This is a genomic window from Paenibacillus taichungensis (assembly GCF_050994985.1).
GTDB classification, from domain to species: Bacteria; Bacillota; Bacilli; order Paenibacillales; family Paenibacillaceae; genus Paenibacillus; species Paenibacillus taichungensis.
Map to the genome: position 1 here is coordinate 1,398,759 of NZ_CP194720.1, position 16,717 is coordinate 1,415,475.

The following is a 16,717-nucleotide window of genomic DNA, read 5'->3' on the forward strand; positions in this document are numbered from 1 at the left end:
ATGCGTATGAATTCGATCGATCAGCTTTCGTTGGAACAGCGGGTAGGACAGATGTTTATGTGTGGATTCCATGGACAGCATGCTGATGAACAGATCAATCAACTGATCCGTGATTATCATGTTGGAGGCGTCATTTATTTCAGGCGGAATGTGGAAAGCGTAGACCAGTTAAAACGACTGTCTGCCGACTTGCAAGCGATCGCAGCTGAAGCCGGAGATTTACCTCTGATGATCTCCGTGGATCAAGAGGGTGGGATGGTGGCCCGGATTGACAAAGAGGGAGTGACCCAGGTACCTGGAAACATGGCGCTTGGAGCGACGGGGAATCCGGTCTATACCCTTGAATGCGCACAGATTCTAGGTCAAGAGTTAAAAAGCATCGGTATCGATATGAACCTCGCTCCAGTGTTGGATGTAAATAATAACGTTCTTAATCCGGTCATCGGGGTGCGCTCCTATGGCGAGAATGCGGAGAGCGTAGCTTCTCACGGTGCAGCAGCCATCAAAGGATATCAATCCCAAGGCGTTGCTGCAACAGCCAAACATTTCCCTGGACATGGAGATACAGCGGTGGATTCACATCTCGGTATGGTCACTGTACCTCATGAACGTAACAGGCTGAATGAGGTGGAACTTCTGCCGTTCCATCGCGCTATTGAGGCCGGAGTGGATGCCATCATGACTGCTCACGTCGTCTTCCCGGCGATTGAACCGGAGCCGATTCCAGCTACATTGTCCCGTAAAGTGTTGACGGGGCTGTTACGCGAAGAAATGGGCTTTGACGGCATTATTATTACAGACTGTCTGGAAATGCATGCGATATCAAAGCCATATGGTGTGGCCGAAGCAGCCATTCGTGCCGTGGAGGCAGGTGCTGATCTAATTCTGGTCAGTCACACACTGCAAGATCAAGTCTCTGCTGTGGAAGCCGTTGTCGAAGCCGTTCGCACTGGGCGAATTGAAGAAGCTACCATTAACCAGGCATTGGAACGTATTATTTCATGGAAGGCAGCGCGTTGTGGTCAGTGGGAGCATACGTTTGTCTCCATGGAAGAGGATGATGCTGTATCGGATGGGTCTGATGAGGATGGGATCACGTTCTCAACAAAAGAGAAAGATGAATCATCAAGGTCGCTGGCCTCCTTCGAATCCAGGTTGGATGAGATTGCCTCCAATAGTATTACTGTAGTTCAGAATGATGGATTGCTTCCCTTAAACCCTGAAAAGAATGTGTATGTCATCTGGCCGGAGGTTGTGCAACGCACAGAAGTGGATGAACCATGGTCTCATACAGATTCGCTTGGCGTGGCGTTATCGCAGCTGAGAGCCGGAGTTCGGGAGCACAAAATAACGACACAGCCTTCTTATGATGAAGCGGACGAGATACTCAAGAATGTGTCGGAGGAAGATCAAATCATCGTATGTACTTACACTTCCGCAGGCCATCTTCCGAAAGGGCAACATCATTTGGTTCAAAAACTTAGTGAGAAGCATTCCCTGATTGTAGTCGCTCTGCGTAATCCATACGATCTATTGGAGATTCCGACGCCGGGAAGTTATGTATGTACGTACGAGAACACTCCTGCAGTGGTTCGCGCATTGTCCCTCGTTTTAACAGGTGAATTGCAGCCAACAGGACGCTTGCCCGTCAGTTTGCGTTAGCAAATTCGAAAACTCTATATCTCTAAATCTCTCTGTGGCATGGTGCTTATTCAACCATGTCTTGAGGGATTTTTTTATTGGAAAATGCGGCGGGTTTTAATACAGATTTCACTCCAAGTCGAAGGTGTGATAGATAACTATTTTCATAGTGTTTTCGCTCTATTAAATGTTTACAATTCTTATCAAATATTTTTAGCAACTTTTCCCGGTACTAAGCGTCTAATAGTATGACTTTTTGAGGGGGATATTTATAAAATGGGAGCAGAAGGAGCCAAAGACAAAGAATGAATTTGAAGAAGAAATTATCCATACTTACCGCTTTAGCTGTATTCCAAGCGTTTGCAGCGATTCCAGCGAATGCACTAGCAGCCGATCAAAGTGATACAACAACAACAAATACAGCCAATGTAAAATCCGTGGAGGTTGTGAAGAAAGAACAAACAATCTCGGAATCGGATGTAAAGTCTGGGTCAGATACAAAACAGCCTGATAACAATGAAGTCGAAGGAACAAACCCGGTGACGAATGAACCTACCGGTACAGATGTTACTCCGATTGACCCTGTTACAGACCCTGCTGATGGAGAGGATGCGGAAGAGGAAACAACAGTTCCGACAGCTCCAGTTGAGGTTGAGCAACCATCTACAAGCGGTCAATCTGTAGCCGGAAGTAAAGGCGGAGATCTGACACTTTATATGAACAGCAACAAAATGGTGCAAGACGGCAAAACATATCTTGCCGGACAGCCGATGGCTGTTAAAAATGGAGTATCTTATGTAGCGATCCGCGCACTGGTTGATCGGGTTGGTTATGAAGTGAAATATGACAATACAACCAAAGAAACCATTATTATTAGTGGCGAAGATGAGCTTCGCTTCAAAACAAATAGTAGCATTTACACTGTTAACGGTGAATCCAGAACGATGAAAGGCCCTGCCTATCAACAAAAAAATACGTTCATGGTGCCACTGACATCGATTACTCAGGCACTTAATATTACTTATAAAGTTAATCAGTCTGCCAAGACTGTTGTACTGAACCTGAATACCAAACCTGTAGCCAGCTTCACAGTACAAAAAGAGATCTTTGTAGGAGACACGGTGACATACAACACCAAATCCAGCTCTCCAAAGGGATTTGACATCGTAGACGAGCGCTGGACTGGCCGTCAGGATTCGTTTGACCAACCAGGTACATATACGGTAACGTATGCTGTCCAGGATTCGAGCGGACAATGGAGTGATCCATACTCTGTTACGATTCAAGTTCAGAAACCGAATCTTCCCCCTGTAGCGATGTTTACGACAGACAAGGAAGAATACAAAATGGGTGAAAAGATCACGTACATTGATCAGAGCACTGATGATGAAAATGCTATTGTAAAAACTGAATGGGAAAACAATGCTCTGGCATTCTTTGTTCCGGGTCCAAAAACAGTAACAATTACCGTTACGGACAAACATGGTGCTAGTAACAGCTATACCAAGAATGTCAATATCACAAATGAAACTCTGTATACTATCTCTGATTTTAATCAGTTGTTCACGCCGGTAGGTGATAAGTTCAGCTTCAACGGCAGTGAAGTTCCTGCCATGGAGAAAGTTCCGTACACTTATTACGATGAGCAAAGTGTTCTGATTCGTAGTAACAGTCCGGAAACCGTTAATTCGGAAGGGATTGTGTACAAAGAGTCTTCAATCGGTCAGACCCGTTTCATGATTCACCATGTAAATAACACCGGTAAAAACGTAAAAATGTACGTTGTTGCTACGAATAATAATATGTACGCAGCAACATTAGAGCAGCAAAATGTGGGCTTCGCGGGTCCTTCGCCATTTGCAACAGTAGCCGGAAGGTTATCGATTGAGCGTTGGTTCCAGTCCATGCAAGATGGCACTGGAAAATTGAATGTTGTGTTGCAGCCAGGAGAGAGCAAATTGATTCTTACTGAACTCAATGCTCTTCCTATGAAGCAAGGGCAAGTAATTTCACTGTATTCTGATGTTTTCAGCGACTACAGGCTGGATTACAACATTATCATGATCGAAGAAAATAAAGATCCGATGGCTGTATGGTCCACACTGCCTGTTCTGGATCGTGACGGTGTGCACAACCGTGGTACGTACCCGAATGCAACACGTGTCATCACGTATGACCAAGAAGTAGGTTCGAAGCCCGCTCGTCTGCCACTTGGGGATAATGCAAGTGACCCGAATCTGGTCGGCACAGACCCTATGGCCTATACGGAAGCTTCTAACGCGGGTAACTTCGGCGTACTTTACAAAATTACACTGAACAATGTGGCTCCGCGCACGCTGATCTCATTCAACCCTCGTGGTGGTAGATACTCGGGTGTAGCACTTGTTAATGGTCAGGTTGTGCAGATTTCGAATGGCAGCAAATCGTTAAGTGCACCAAATGAACAAAGTGTACTCTATCGCACAGGTTCGTACGGCGAAGCTGTAACGATTGTGTTCTCGGCTGCACCAGGAAGCAATTTGCCGGTTAACCTGCTGTTCACACCGCTTCCGACAGAGAAGTAATTGTTTCACCTGTTACCTAGGACGGACGGTTTGGTGTGAAGTTATAAGGTATTATCCTGTCACCCCCAAAGTCGCCCGAAGGATTGATCATCTGAACCGTCAGAAGAAGGAGTTGTCCCCAAGTCATGCAAATGACCGGGGGCAGCTCTTTTTTAGTCACGCTTGTAATTAGCGGTATCCAAGCGCTTTCGTTGACTATGAACTTCATTTAAGGCATTATTAGTAGTATATAAATCAAGCATAAGTATCAGCATTTGCATAATTTGATTCCACAGGCTAACGGGTACAATACCTAGACGAATAAAACCATTTCGATCTAAGTATTGCTAGAAATGAAGTTGCTCTTTGGGGGTTATGCAGAATGCTCAAATGACAGGAGGTGCTTTAGATCATGCTGTCGACAGAACAGATTATTACTACCATGTCCTCGCAGGGGCTCCGCATTACGGATCAGCGGAAGACACTGGCCCGGTTATTTGCCGAATCCCCTGGGTATTTGACACCCAAGGACGTCTATGAATATATGGGTAAGACTTACAGCGGACTGAGTTTTGACACGGTGTACCGGAATTTGCGTGTCATGCAAGAATTGGGTGTGCTGGAGCAGGTCATCTTTGAAGATGGGGTGAAGTTCAGAGCACATTGCAGCGAGGATCACCATCACCACCATATGATTTGTTTGAAATGCCAAAAGACATATCCAATCGTTTTTTGCCCAATGCAGCTTGCAGATGCGCCTGAGCAATTCCAGGTTGTCGATCATAAATTTGAAGTTTTCGGGTACTGTAAGGACTGTGCTGAACATGTGCCAGCCAAAGTGTCATCTGGTCATCAGCACACTCACGGGAAGCACTGACGATGAAGTTATCCCGCAGACTGGTTCAGGCTCCCATTCGGGTGTATCGCAGCTATATCTCTCCTTTGAAGCCGCCGACATGTCGTTTCTATCCTACTTGTTCGGCTTACGCGATGGAGGCGATTGAGGTGCACGGTGCGTTCAAAGGATCACTGCTTGCGGCAAAGCGTATTGCGAAATGCCATCCATTTCATCCAGGCGGAGTGGATCTGGTGCCGCCCAAGGCTGAAAAGACTGTGATGGTATCGGATTAACAAGCCAATGGTCGATTTTACCGGTTTGAGTCGAATCAAGATTGCTGTCCACTTGACAAAGGAGGCAGTATTTCAGTATATTTTTGGTATGTATATCTGATCCAAAAGTTTGGTTTTCAGTAGTTCTATATGATTTCCAGTGAAGGGATAAGTACAGACACACCCCCAGTGCAGAGAGCCGGATGAGCTGAGAACCGGTCTGGGAGGAGGATGGAATATGGTCCCGGAGGAACCTCTTTCGAGTGTGCAGACGTTGATTAGAACGGCTGTCGTAAGGCCGAGGCGTGATCCAGCGTTAATGGGCGGTCGAAGGACCGGCAGAGCCTGTGGTTTGTGAAAAGCACGGGGAATTTGGGTGGTAACACGTGAGAGCAACTCTCGTCCCATACAGGGACGGGAGTTTTTTGTGTTCTTTTTTAGGCAAATGCAATGAAAAAGCACGACTATATGAAGGAGGAGAATTCATCTATGGCTGATCAAAAAACATTTTATCTGACAACACCGATTTATTATCCGAGTGACAAACTGCATATCGGGCACGCCTACACGACTGTAGCGGGTGACGCTATGGTTCGTTACAAACGTCTGCGTGGCTATGAAGTTCGTTATTTAACAGGAACCGATGAACACGGACAGAAGATTGAACGCAAGGCACAGGAGAAAGGACAGTCACCGCAGGCTTTTGTAGACGACATCGTGGTTGGCATCAAGGAACTGTGGAACAAACTGGATATTTCCAATGACGACTTCATTCGTACGACGGAGGAGCGCCACAAAACAGTGGTACAGGATATCTTTGACCGTTTGCTGAAACAAGGGGATATCTACAAGGGTGAGTACGAAGGTTGGTACAGTATCCCGGATGAGACGTATTACACGGAAACCCAACTGGTTGATGTGGAGAAGAATGACAAAGGCGAAATTATCTCGGCCAAAAGTCCGGATAGCGGACATCCGGTTGAGCTGGTAAAAGAAGAATCCTACTTCTTCCGGATGAGCAAGTATGCGGATCGTTTGCTGAGATATTATGAAGAGAATCCGGGTTTTATTCAGCCGGAGTCCCGCAAAAATGAAATGATCAACAACTTCATCAAGCCAGGTTTGGAAGATTTGGCCGTATCCCGGACAACTTTCGAATGGGGTGTCAAAGTTAAAGGCGATCCGAAACACGTTGTATACGTATGGATTGATGCGTTGTCCAACTACATTACAGCTCTGGGCTATGGTTCATCCGACGAATCGCTTTACAACAAATTCTGGCCTGCGGACGTGCATCTGGTAGGGAAAGAAATTGTTCGTTTCCATACGATTTACTGGCCGATTATGCTGATGGCATTGGACCTACCTTTACCGAAGAAAGTATTCGCTCACGGTTGGCTGTTGATGAAAGACGGCAAAATGTCAAAATCAAAAGGCAATGTCGTTGATCCGGTAACTCTGATTGACCGTTATGGTCTGGATGCACTGCGTTATTACCTGCTGCGTGAAGTTCCATTTGGTTCAGATGGTACATTTACTCCAGAAAGCTTTGTAGAACGTGTGAACTCCGATCTGGCCAATGACCTTGGAAACCTGTTGAACCGTACGGTAGCCATGGTGGACAAATATTTCGAAGGTAAAGCGCCTGAGTTTACTTCTGGTGTGACCGAATTTGATGCATCTCTTGAAGAAGCGGGTCTTGCTGCTGTGGAGAAAGTGGAGCAGGCTATGGAAAACTTGCAATTTTCCGTAGCGTTGACAGCGATCAGTCAGTTTGTTAGCCGCAGTAACAAATACATTGACGAGACTCAGCCTTGGGCTCTGGCTCGTGATGAAGCAAAACGCAATGAACTGGCATCGGTAATGTCGCATCTGATTGAAAGCTTGCGGATTGCTTCTATCCTCTTGCAGCCGTTCCTGACACGTGCTCCGCGCAAAATTTGGGAACAACTTGGCATTCAGGAAGGTGAACTGACGGCTTGGGATACAGCGAAGCAATGGGGTGTTATTCCAGCTGGCAACGCATTGCAGAAGGGTGACCCGATCTTCCCACGTCTGGACTCTGAGCAGGAGATTGCTTATATTGCTGAAGCGATGACTGGAGGCAAAAAAGCTGAAGCGCAGCCTGAGGCAGCTCAAGCTGATGCTGGAGGCTCTTCTGAAGCCGCTCAACCCGTCACAGCACCAGAAGGTAAAGAAGAGATCAGTATTGACGATTTCGCCAAAGTGGAACTGCGTGTCGCTCAAGTAATTGCTTGTGAACCGGTCAAGAAAGCCGATAAATTGCTGAAGTTGCAGCTGGATCTTGGCTATGAGCAACGTCAGGTTGTATCGGGAATCGCGAAGTTTTATTCACCTGAAGATATGGTTGGACGCAAAGTCATCTGTGTGACGAACCTCAAGCCTGTGAAATTGCGCGGTGAACTGTCCCAGGGCATGATCCTGGCCGCATCTCATGGCGACCAGCTTACTCTGGCAACGGTACCGGATAATATGCCTAATGGTGCACAAGTAAAATAATACTTTGAGGGTAAAACAAGGTTTTGATTTATATAGTTGTAATAGGAGGTGGCTCGATGAGAATCGGGTCACTTTTTATTTTGGGATGAAATCGGATCTGATAGGAAGAAAACAAGCATATACTGTTATGAACTCCGTGCTCAAGGAAAGAATGGATAGGACAAAGCGGCTTGACAAGTTCGAGCAGGTTACCTATAATTCTTTCAGTAATGTTTACGATTAAGAGATGCGGAGTGAATACTAGTGAAACTTTATAATGGAAGAAATCTAGACCAGTTAAACCGGACTCAAGTGACAGGTAGAAGAATGCATATGAAATTGTTGCTCAGCGGTCTGCTTGTTCTTAGTTTGCTCATATTGTCGGCATGCGGTCAGAATAATTCGGATAGTGCCAAGCTGGTGGAAGGCAAAGTGAATGTGATCACGAGCTTCTATCCTGTCTATGCGTTTACTTCCACTATTGGCGGGGAAGATGCAAATGTCATTAATTTGCTGCCCACAGGTGTTGAACCACATGACTGGACGCCGAAGAGCCAAGATATTGTGAATACATCCAAAGCCGAGTTGTTTCTATACAATGGTGCAGGTCTGGAAGGATGGGTCCCCAACTTCCTGAAGTCACTGAATAGCGATACCAAGGTGAAGTCAGTTGCAGTAAGTGAAGGGGTTACTCTATTGACTGCTGAAGGTGATGATGGACACGGTCATGGTGAAGAACAGGTGGATGAACATAGCGACGAACATGCTGATGAAGCTAACGCAGAGGATATCGCAGACCATCATGTGGACCCTCATACGTGGGTAAGTCCAAAATCGGCAATGGTAATGGCTGAAAATATCAAAAACAGCCTGGTTGAAGTAGACCCTGCACATAAAGAAGGATATGAACAACGTTACGAAGAGCTGCGGACCAAGCTGGAAACACTGGATCAGCACTTTACGGATGAATTGTCTAAAGTACCCAACAAGGAAATTGTCGTATCACACCAAGCCTTCGGGTACCTTGCACGTGACTATGGGTTGACCCAGCATGCCATTATGGGACTTTCTCCCGATGCGGAGCCTACAGGACAAGATATTGTGAAGTTGGCCAAGTTGGTGAAGGATGAAGGGATTAAATACATTTTCTTCGAAGAGTTGGTATCTGACAAACTGGCGAAAACTCTTGCCAATGAAGCGGGTGTAGAGACCATGGTCCTGAATCCGGTAGAAGGTTTAACCAAAGAACAGGCTACCAACGGGGATGATTATTTCACTCTGATGGAGAAAAATTTGCAAAATCTGCTGATCGCATTAAAATAAGATAGACTGAAGGATTCGATTGCAATCCTTATATATAATGAAGGGCGGCTTTGCCATGCAGCAAATCATGCCATTGTGCCATGATCCAATCATAGAGATCGAGAAACTATCATTTTCCTACGGTGACCAGCGAGTAATTGAAAATCTCGATTTTATGGTCCAGGAAAGGGATTTCGTCGGAATTATCGGTTCAAACGGGGCGGGCAAAACGACATTGCTGCGGATGTTGGTTGGACTTTTGCCTCCAGCCGAGGGAGATATCAAGCTATTCGGACAGTCGATCCGCCGTTTTAAGGATTGGGAACGGATTGGTTATGTTCCGCAAAAAAATGCGTTTAACCCATTGTTTCCTGCGACGGTAAGGGAAGTTGTGATGTCTGGCTTGTACAACAATAAGAATATGTTTCGCCGAATGTCGCGTAAATGTCAGCAGCAGTGCACAGATGCTATGCAGGTGATGCGGATTGAGGATTTGGCGAACAAACGGATTGGACAACTGTCAGGCGGACAGCAACAGCGTGTGTTTTTGGCACGGGCGCTTATTAATCACCCTGACCTCTTGATTTTGGATGAACCGACGGTGGGTATCGACGCTGAATCCCAGGCCAGTTTTTTCGAATTGATTACCCATATGCATGAACACCACCGGATGACATTCCTGATGGTATCACATGATATGGACCGGATGGAGAGTTATCTCGGTTCCAAAGCAGCGGTGACAAACGGAAAGATACATTTCCATGTCCGTCATTCCCATGAGGTGGAAGACTGCGCCGAGACTAATTTGCAGCATACCACCACCCAGGTACGTTAGACGCGAGTACGCAACCAGATTAGAGCAAGGCCGAAGGAGTCGTGTGTGTTTTGGAAATTTTAATGAGTGATTTTTTTCAGCGGGCGCTTGCGGGGGGATTGTTAATCGGCATCACCGCACCGTTGATCGGATTGTTTCTGGTGCTGCGGCGTTTATCCATGATCGGGGATACCCTGTCTCATGTGACTATAGCCGGGGTTGCACTCGGATTCCTGATTGAAGTGTATCCGATTGCGGTGGGGCTTATTTTCGCCGTGCTCGCATCCTTTGCGATCGAGAAACTGCGCAAGGCGTACAAAAGTTATGCCGAGTTATCGATCGCGATTATCATGTCCGGTGGGGTAGCGCTGGCTTCATTGTTCTTCACGCTGGGCAAAGGTTATAATACAGATGTTATGAGTTATCTGTTCGGCAGTATTTATACACTAGACTCCACAGATTTGAAGCTGGTCGGTGTGGTTACGTTGATCGTGGTCATCGTTGTAGCACTGTTACATAAGGAGTTTTTCCTGCTCAGCTTTGAAGAGGATGCCGCAGCGGTAACCGGATTGCCTGTGAAATTGCTTAACATGCTGATTACCGTGATGACAGCCCTTGTCATTAGTACGGCGATCAAAATTGTGGGTGCATTGCTGGTATCCGCACTGCTGACCATTCCGGTAGCTGTAAGCTTGCTGATGGCACGAAGTTTCAAATCGGCGATTATATTGTCTGTAGTCATTGGCGAAATTGCCGTGGTCATTGGGCTGGTTGTGGCCGGGATCTGGAACCTTGCACCAGGAGCAACAATTGTACTTTTGCTTATCATGATGCTGATTCTAACGATGATTGGAAAAAAAGGGTTCCGAGCCTGAGTCTGAACGAGAGCAAGTGAGCCCCCAGGGAAGGGAGATATCCGCTTCATGCCTGATGTTAATGTGTGGCTGGCTTTTGTAGCAGGATTAGCTTCGTTTATATCGCCATGCTGTCTACCGCTGTATCCATCGTATCTTTCCTACATTACGGGGATGACGGTACAACGGTTGAAGGATGAGCGCAATCAGCGTGAAGTTCGCTTCAAGACATTGACTCATACGCTGGCGTTTATTTTGGGCTTCTCAGCTGTGTTTTATTCGCTCGGACTGGGAGCCGGATTGTTTGGCCAATTTTTCAATGATAACCGAGATCTCATTCGTCAATTATCCGCGATCTTAATCATGTTAATGGGTTTATTTTTGCTTGGTTTGTTCAAACCTCAGTTTCTAATGAAAGAGCGCAAAATGGATATGAAATGGAAACCAGCGGGGTACTTAGGCTCATTTATTTTTGGCATTGGTTTCTCGGCAGGATGGTCGCCTTGTATTGGGCCGATATTGACTGCTATCATCGCGATGGCTGCGAGCGAACCAACAACCTGGTTGGCTTTAATTACGGGTTACACGGCTGGATTTGCGTTACCGTTCTTCATTTTGGCCTTTTTCATCGGTTCTACACGCTGGATCTTGCGTTATTCCAATATCATGATGAAAGCTGGAGGCGCATTAATGTTGTTCCTCGGAGTGTTGTTGTTTACGGATCAGATGACGAAAATTACGATTTGGCTACAGCAAATTACACCAGACTGGATGATTATCTAGCACAGAGTAACGACGATTTTTATTTTACTCAAGGGTTATTTTAAATAAGAACAAAGCAGGCTACATGGAAACCAGAATGATTCTGGGCTCATGTAACCTGCTTTTTTAATCAATGGCTCTTTAATATTAGGTGTCAGCTCTACGCTTAAGTGAAGTAATCAATGTTGGCCAGTGGGAAATGTTCAAAAATGCGTTCAGTAATAAACTCACGCAGGGCATCCTGCTGATCATCTTTATACACATATTTGTACTGGCCCCAGCGGCCCCATTTCATTTTCCGCTTTTCGATATCCATCTCCAGCTTGGTTTTGGGGTATCGCTTCTCAATGGTGGCTTTTGCCGTTTTGGTAAAACGGTGTTGGATCATCTCAAAAGTTAGATCCTTGGTTGCTTCTTCGGGAAGTGTATCGGCAAGTTTTTGTAAAAGCTCGCTATATCCTTCTTCCCAGCCGTCGTACCACATAATTGGGGCAATAATGAATCCGAGCGGATATCCGGCATGAGCAATTTTGCCTGCGGCTTCAATTCGCTCTTCAAATCGTGAGGTGGCTGGCTCAAAATTTTTGATCACATAATCCGAATTCACACTGAAACGGATTCGAGTGTGTCCGTTATGCTTGATGTTTAATAAAGGATCAACATGATGATATTTGGTTACAAAGCGAAGTCGCCCGTGTTCCTCATCTGCCATAAAACGAATTAGGTCACCGAGATTTCCTGTAATATGCTCCAGACCTACGGGATCAGATGTACAGGCTGCTTCAAAACGGGTAAGTTCAGGTGCACGTTCCTCAATGTATCCCTTGGCAGCCTCAATGATTTCTTCGGTGTTTACATAGACACGGACATAGGGTTTGGCCCCAAGTGTCGTTTGAAGATAACAATAATGACAGTGGCCCATACAACCTGTGGAGATGGGAATGGCATATTCCGCCGAAGGCTTCGATTGGTCAAACTTGAGTGTTTTACGCACGCCGACGACAAGAGTGCGCTTGGCCATTCGGTATTTTTCCTGTTCCGTTTCACCAGGGAGATTGGTAATTCGATTATGGGATGTCGTCATCTGATATGGGATATCTCTAGAGGTAACCCAATCCATAATTCGTTTACCTTTCTCATATTCCAGCGCACCGGGTTCAAAATACACCAAATCGGGAATAAAGGGTTTAGTGCCTTTTGCTTTGCGAACGGGTGGCTGCGCTACACTTATACTCACGAAATCACTCCTTTCAATACGGAACCTGCTTAGTTTGCCTCGTTTAGAGATAAGTCACCCTTGCCAATACTTGCGTGACGGTGAAGGAATTCAAGCCCCGAGAAGTGTTTTATGGACTGTAAATAGTGAATGAATTGTGCAGGACTTGCCAATGCGTATTGATAACATGTATCATTATAAGATAGTGACCAGGCAAGAATATTGCAGGTCAGAGAGAAGAGAGGGAAGCAGATGCCAACGCCCAGTATGGAAGATTATTTGGAGCGTATATACAAATTAATTGATGAAAAGGGCTATGCTCGTGTGTCTGATATAGCTGAAGGTTTGGAAGTACATCCTTCATCGGTGACGAAGATGATCCAAAAGCTGGACAAAGACGAGTACCTGATCTATGAGAAGTACCGCGGGCTGGTGCTTACGCCAAAAGGTAAAAAGATGGGCAAACGGTTGATGGAGCGCCATCATCTGCTTGAACAATTTTTGACGACGATTGGTGTTCAAGAAGAAAATATTTACCAGGATGTTGAAGGGATAGAACACCATTTGAGCTGGGATTCCATTACCTGCATCGAATCTTTGGTTGAATATTTCCGCCAGGATGAGACTCGACTGCGTGATCTCAAAAGTATTCAGGATGTCATGAGCAATACAGAATCTTAAGTTTTTAAGCCAGACTTAACTGAAAAATTACAATGAATATCCATTCAAAATCAGAGGATGCACCTGCCGCTAAAACGGTAGGGAGCGTCCTTTTGCATTTTTCTGACCAAAATTTGGCGATTATTCGCAACTTAACAATCATTAGGAGCGTCTATTAAACTAGCAGAATTTGCCGCGAATTTATAATTATTTTGGAGGATTGCACTGATGAAGCTTCGTAAAGGATTAATCCTGCTGCTCATTTTTGTTCTGGGTTTACAAACGTCAGGACTGACGGCGCAGGCAGCTAGTCAAAAGGAAATTGTTATTTATTTGGATGGACAGCGTTTGGAGTCTGATGTTTCACCTTACATTTTGCCCAAAGTAAATGTAACGATGGTTCCCTTGCGTGTTATTAGTGAAGGACTGGGTGCATCTGTGCTTTGGTCACAGGCTACCCGCACAGTTACGATCAAGAAATCCGATTCAGTCATTACGATGACGAGTGGACGCCAGCAGGCAACGGTGGATAGTGCTGTGGTTGATCTTGATGCATCGGTAGAACTGAAGCAAGGCCGCGTTATGGTACCGATTCGATTCGTCAGTGAGAACTTGGGAATTCAGGTCACCTGGAACCAGTCTGAGCAGACGATTAATCTGGCCACAGGCAATGCTCCCAATCCTATTCCAGTGACACCAGCAGAGCCTGGAGGCACGGGAACTACGCCAAACACAGATGAGATGCGAGGAGCCTGGATCTCGACTGTAAACGGAGACTGGCCTTCATCTAGTGCCAAAGGAAATGTAGAAAAACAAAAGTTGGAGTTCATTCAGCAGCTTGATACGTTGAAGGATATGGGGATCAATGCCGTATTTGTTCAAGTGCGAGCCAATGGGGATGCGATCTATCCATCAGGTCTTGTACCGTGGAATAGTGTACTGACAGGCACACAGGGGAAAGATCCTGGGTATGATCCACTTGCATTTATGATCGAGGAAGCTCATAAACGTGGCCTTGAGTTCCATGCTTGGTTCAACCCGTTCCGGGCTACCAACTCGGCAACGACAACTGGGCTTGCTGCCAATCATGTATCCAAACTTCACCCGGACTGGATTGTTAACGCATCAGGCAAGCTGTATATTAATCCAGGCATACCGGAAGCGAGACAGCATATTATTGATTCCATCATGGAAGTGGTTAACCAGTATGATGTTGATGGCGTACATTTGGATGATTATTTCTATCCTTCCAATGTAACGTTTAATGATGATGCGGCTTTCAAAGCATACAACACATTGAATACGAGTGACCGCGCAGAATGGCGCCGGGACAATATCAATCAATTCGTCAAGCAGCTCGGAGAGAGCATTCACAAGGTGAAAGCTGGCGTTGAATACGGCATTAGCCCATTTGGTGTATGGCGTAACAAATCGGTTGATATGACAGGTTCTGATACAAAAGCCGGAGTAACCGCTTATGACAGCATGAATGCGGATGTGCGGACTTGGATCAAGCAGGAGTGGATTGACTATGTTGCACCCCAAGTGTACTGGAGCATGACACTAAGTGCTGCCAGATATGACAAGGTGGTTGACTGGTGGGCCAATGAAGTGGCAAATACCGATGTGAAATTGTATATTGGTCACTCTCCTTATAAGCTTGGTACACCAGAAATCGGGTGGCAGACATCCCAAGAAATCATTGATCAGCTTATATATAATGAGAAATATGATACGGTGAAAGGGGATATTTTCTTCAGCTCACAGTACCTGACGAAAAACCCGCTCGGCTTAATCGCCAAATTAAAAGCCTATTATGGACTGTAAAACAATTTAACGTAATATGACCAACCCCTGTTCTCATACAGTGGCAGTAGTAGCATGGACTGCCTGGAGAACGGGGGTTTTATTGTGTTGATTAACGGAGTATTTGAAGGTGGCGGCGTAAAGGGAATTTCACTTGCTGGCGCCGTAAAGGGTGCAGAGGATCACGGTGTTGAGTTCAATCGCGTAGCGGGCACGTCATCGGGTTCCATCGTAGCTGCTTTGTTGGCGGCTGGCTATTCGGCGGAAGAGATGAAAGGCATTATCGAGAATACACCGTTTGCTTCGTTGCTGCGACGTTCTCCCATTTTTGATACGAAGTGGATCGGGCCCGCCGCAAGGCTGTTTTTGAAGAAAGGACTATATTCTGGGGAAGCGCTGGAATGCTGGATTCGGGATATGCTGAAAAAAAAGGGGGTTAGGACGTTTGCTGATCTGCCTCCAGGTAAATTGCTAATCATTGCATCCGACATTTCCAATGGCACCATTTTGGTGCTTCCAGACGATATCAAACGATTCGGGATTGATCCTTCGAAACTGGAAGTAGCCAAGGCCGTACGCATGAGCTGCAGTATTCCCTATTTCTTCGACCCGGTTGCCATTCGCAGATCCCCGATTCTATCCAAAGGTTTACGTTTTGCGGACCAGTTTGTTTACATCGTGGATGGCGCATTACTGAGCAATTTTCCGCTCTGGCTGTTTGATGGAGAGCGTACAGAACGTGGAGGAGACATCATCCCTGTAGTCGGTTTTAAGATGGTTGGCAAAACCGAAGGAGAGCCAGCCAGAATCAGAGGGCCTCTAAGTATGCTTCAGGCATTGGTTGAAACGATGCTTACTGCTCATGATGAGCGATATATCGAACAGGTTAATCGATTCCGTACTGTAAAAATTCCTACCCTTGGAATTAAACCGACTGAATTTCACCTTTCTGTACAAGACAGTACAGCTTTATATCAATCTGGTGTTACCGCTGGTACTGAATTTTTCAGTGGGTGGAATACCAAGATATATGGTGAACAGCTGGACAAACAGAGACGAGAGCTTAGAAAGAAACAGACGGACATACCACCGCTGACTCCTGTATAAAAATGAAAAAGCAATTCTCCGCATGTTTGGAGAATTGCTTTTCTGTGTGTTTCGTCTGTATTAGCGTTTTAATGATACTTGGGAACGTCTTCATCACTTTTACCCTTTTGTCCCTGAATGACTTGGAAAGGATAATCCTTGCGTTTTTTGGAAGCACCGCTACTTTTTCGGGCACCAGACTGTGCGTTAACTTTAGCCATGGTTTTAGCCGAGGGTTTAATCTTTGGTGATGATGTCTTGCGTGCCCAACGGCGGGGCGGATATTTATAGAGCAGGAACACAACTCCGAACACGACGAGGGGGATGATAATTTGGGATATACCTCCACTTCCCAGCCTAGCCAAGATTCCAATAGCAGCGAGTGCGATGAACGTCCAAAATATGATTGCCTGCTTCTTCATAT

At 45.8% G+C, this 16,717-nt stretch carries 14 protein-coding genes; 12 read left to right on the forward strand and 2 right to left on the reverse strand.

Features of this window, described 5'->3' with window-relative positions; genetic code table 11:
- The 9 genes from nagZ to ACR1R9_RS06450 all read left to right on the forward strand — a co-directional run bounded on the left by nagZ (position 1) and on the right by ACR1R9_RS06450 (position 11,546).
- Positions 1 to 1,662, forward strand: coding sequence for a beta-N-acetylhexosaminidase (gene nagZ / locus ACR1R9_RS06410; RefSeq protein ID WP_326065797.1), 1,662 nt, complete (start codon positions 1 to 3; stop codon positions 1,660 to 1,662).
- A 284-nt stretch (positions 1,663 to 1,946) separates the two neighbouring features.
- Positions 1,947 to 4,205 (forward strand): stalk domain-containing protein, encoded by a 2,259-nt coding sequence (locus ACR1R9_RS06415; protein WP_433921487.1) that lies wholly within the window; start codon positions 1,947 to 1,949, stop codon positions 4,203 to 4,205.
- Positions 4,206 to 4,596: 391 nt separating this feature from the next.
- Positions 4,597 to 5,061: a Fur family transcriptional regulator gene (locus ACR1R9_RS06420; RefSeq protein ID WP_063565677.1), complete on the forward strand. Its 465-nt coding sequence runs from the start codon at positions 4,597 to 4,599 to the stop codon at positions 5,059 to 5,061.
- A 2-nt stretch (positions 5,062 to 5,063) separates the two neighbouring features.
- Positions 5,064 to 5,315 (forward strand): membrane protein insertion efficiency factor YidD, encoded by a 252-nt coding sequence (yidD, locus tag ACR1R9_RS06425; protein WP_076291858.1) that lies wholly within the window; start codon positions 5,064 to 5,066, stop codon positions 5,313 to 5,315.
- A 429-nt stretch (positions 5,316 to 5,744) separates the two neighbouring features.
- Positions 5,745 to 7,814 (forward strand): methionine--tRNA ligase, encoded by a 2,070-nt coding sequence (metG, locus tag ACR1R9_RS06430; RefSeq protein ID WP_281364908.1) that lies wholly within the window; start codon positions 5,745 to 5,747, stop codon positions 7,812 to 7,814.
- 312 nt (positions 7,815 to 8,126) lie between these two features.
- Positions 8,127 to 9,116 (forward strand): metal ABC transporter solute-binding protein, Zn/Mn family, encoded by a 990-nt coding sequence (locus ACR1R9_RS06435; protein WP_256716936.1) that lies wholly within the window; start codon positions 8,127 to 8,129, stop codon positions 9,114 to 9,116.
- 55 nt (positions 9,117 to 9,171) lie between these two features.
- The gene (locus ACR1R9_RS06440) at positions 9,172 to 9,930 is read left to right on the forward strand and encodes a metal ABC transporter ATP-binding protein (protein ID WP_076291860.1); all 759 of its coding nucleotides are present in this window, start codon (positions 9,172 to 9,174) and stop codon (positions 9,928 to 9,930) included.
- Between the two features lie 50 nt (positions 9,931 to 9,980).
- Positions 9,981 to 10,784 carry a metal ABC transporter permease gene (locus ACR1R9_RS06445; protein ID WP_024631018.1) on the forward strand — a complete coding sequence of 268 codons (804 nt, stop codon included), beginning with the start codon at positions 9,981 to 9,983 and terminating at the stop codon, positions 10,782 to 10,784.
- 48 nt (positions 10,785 to 10,832) lie between these two features.
- Complete coding sequence (locus ACR1R9_RS06450) at positions 10,833 to 11,546, forward strand: cytochrome c biogenesis CcdA family protein (protein WP_024631017.1); 714 nt, start codon at positions 10,833 to 10,835, stop codon at positions 11,544 to 11,546.
- Positions 11,547 to 11,691: 145 nt separating this feature from the next.
- Here the strand turns inward: ACR1R9_RS06450 and splB are convergent, their stop codons facing one another.
- The gene (gene splB, locus ACR1R9_RS06455) at positions 11,692 to 12,762 is read right to left on the reverse strand and encodes a spore photoproduct lyase (protein ID WP_433921486.1); all 1,071 of its coding nucleotides are present in this window, start codon (positions 12,760 to 12,762) and stop codon (positions 11,692 to 11,694) included.
- A 231-nt stretch (positions 12,763 to 12,993) separates the two neighbouring features.
- On the opposite strand from splB, the gene mntR reads away from it, so the two are divergent.
- The 3 genes from mntR (at position 12,994) to ACR1R9_RS06470 (ending at position 16,314) form a co-directional block, all read left to right on the forward strand.
- Positions 12,994 to 13,422 (forward strand): transcriptional regulator MntR, encoded by a 429-nt coding sequence (mntR, locus tag ACR1R9_RS06460; protein WP_076291863.1) that lies wholly within the window; start codon positions 12,994 to 12,996, stop codon positions 13,420 to 13,422.
- 207 nt (positions 13,423 to 13,629) lie between these two features.
- A complete protein-coding gene (locus ACR1R9_RS06465) occupies positions 13,630 to 15,228 on the forward strand; it encodes a family 10 glycosylhydrolase (protein WP_099858210.1) in 1,599 nt (532 codons plus the stop codon).
- A gap of 84 nt (positions 15,229 to 15,312) precedes the next feature.
- Complete coding sequence (locus ACR1R9_RS06470) at positions 15,313 to 16,314, forward strand: patatin-like phospholipase family protein (protein ID WP_076291865.1); 1,002 nt, start codon at positions 15,313 to 15,315, stop codon at positions 16,312 to 16,314.
- A gap of 68 nt (positions 16,315 to 16,382) precedes the next feature.
- Here the strand turns inward: ACR1R9_RS06470 and ACR1R9_RS06475 are convergent, their stop codons facing one another.
- Complete coding sequence (locus tag ACR1R9_RS06475) at positions 16,383 to 16,715, reverse strand: hypothetical protein (protein WP_076291866.1); 333 nt, start codon at positions 16,713 to 16,715, stop codon at positions 16,383 to 16,385.
- Positions 16,716 to 16,717 lie beyond the last annotated feature (2 nt).

What these genes read in the sequence shown, in the direction of transcription:
- nagZ (WP_326065797.1), top strand. Translation starts at nt 1, where the DNA reads ATGCGTATGAATTCGATCGATCAGCTTTCGTTGGAACAGCGGGTAGGA.
- ACR1R9_RS06435 (WP_256716936.1), top strand. Translation starts at nt 8,127, where the DNA reads ATGAAATTGTTGCTCAGCGGTCTGCTTGTTCTTAGTTTGCTCATATTG.
- ACR1R9_RS06420 (WP_063565677.1), top strand. Translation starts at nt 4,597, where the DNA reads ATGCTGTCGACAGAACAGATTATTACTACCATGTCCTCGCAGGGGCTC.
- ACR1R9_RS06415 (WP_433921487.1), top strand. Translation starts at nt 1,947, where the DNA reads ATGAATTTGAAGAAGAAATTATCCATACTTACCGCTTTAGCTGTATTC.
- ACR1R9_RS06475 (WP_076291866.1), bottom strand. Translation starts at nt 16,715, where the DNA reads ATGAAGAAGCAGGCAATCATATTTTGGACGTTCATCGCACTCGCTGCT.
- metG (WP_281364908.1), top strand. Translation starts at nt 5,745, where the DNA reads ATGAAAAAGCACGACTATATGAAGGAGGAGAATTCATCTATGGCTGAT.
- ACR1R9_RS06465 (WP_099858210.1), top strand. Translation starts at nt 13,630, where the DNA reads ATGAAGCTTCGTAAAGGATTAATCCTGCTGCTCATTTTTGTTCTGGGT.
- ACR1R9_RS06440 (WP_076291860.1), top strand. Translation starts at nt 9,172, where the DNA reads ATGCAGCAAATCATGCCATTGTGCCATGATCCAATCATAGAGATCGAG.
- ACR1R9_RS06450 (WP_024631017.1), top strand. Translation starts at nt 10,833, where the DNA reads ATGCCTGATGTTAATGTGTGGCTGGCTTTTGTAGCAGGATTAGCTTCG.
- yidD (WP_076291858.1), top strand. Translation starts at nt 5,064, where the DNA reads ATGAAGTTATCCCGCAGACTGGTTCAGGCTCCCATTCGGGTGTATCGC.
- mntR (WP_076291863.1), top strand. Translation starts at nt 12,994, where the DNA reads ATGCCAACGCCCAGTATGGAAGATTATTTGGAGCGTATATACAAATTA.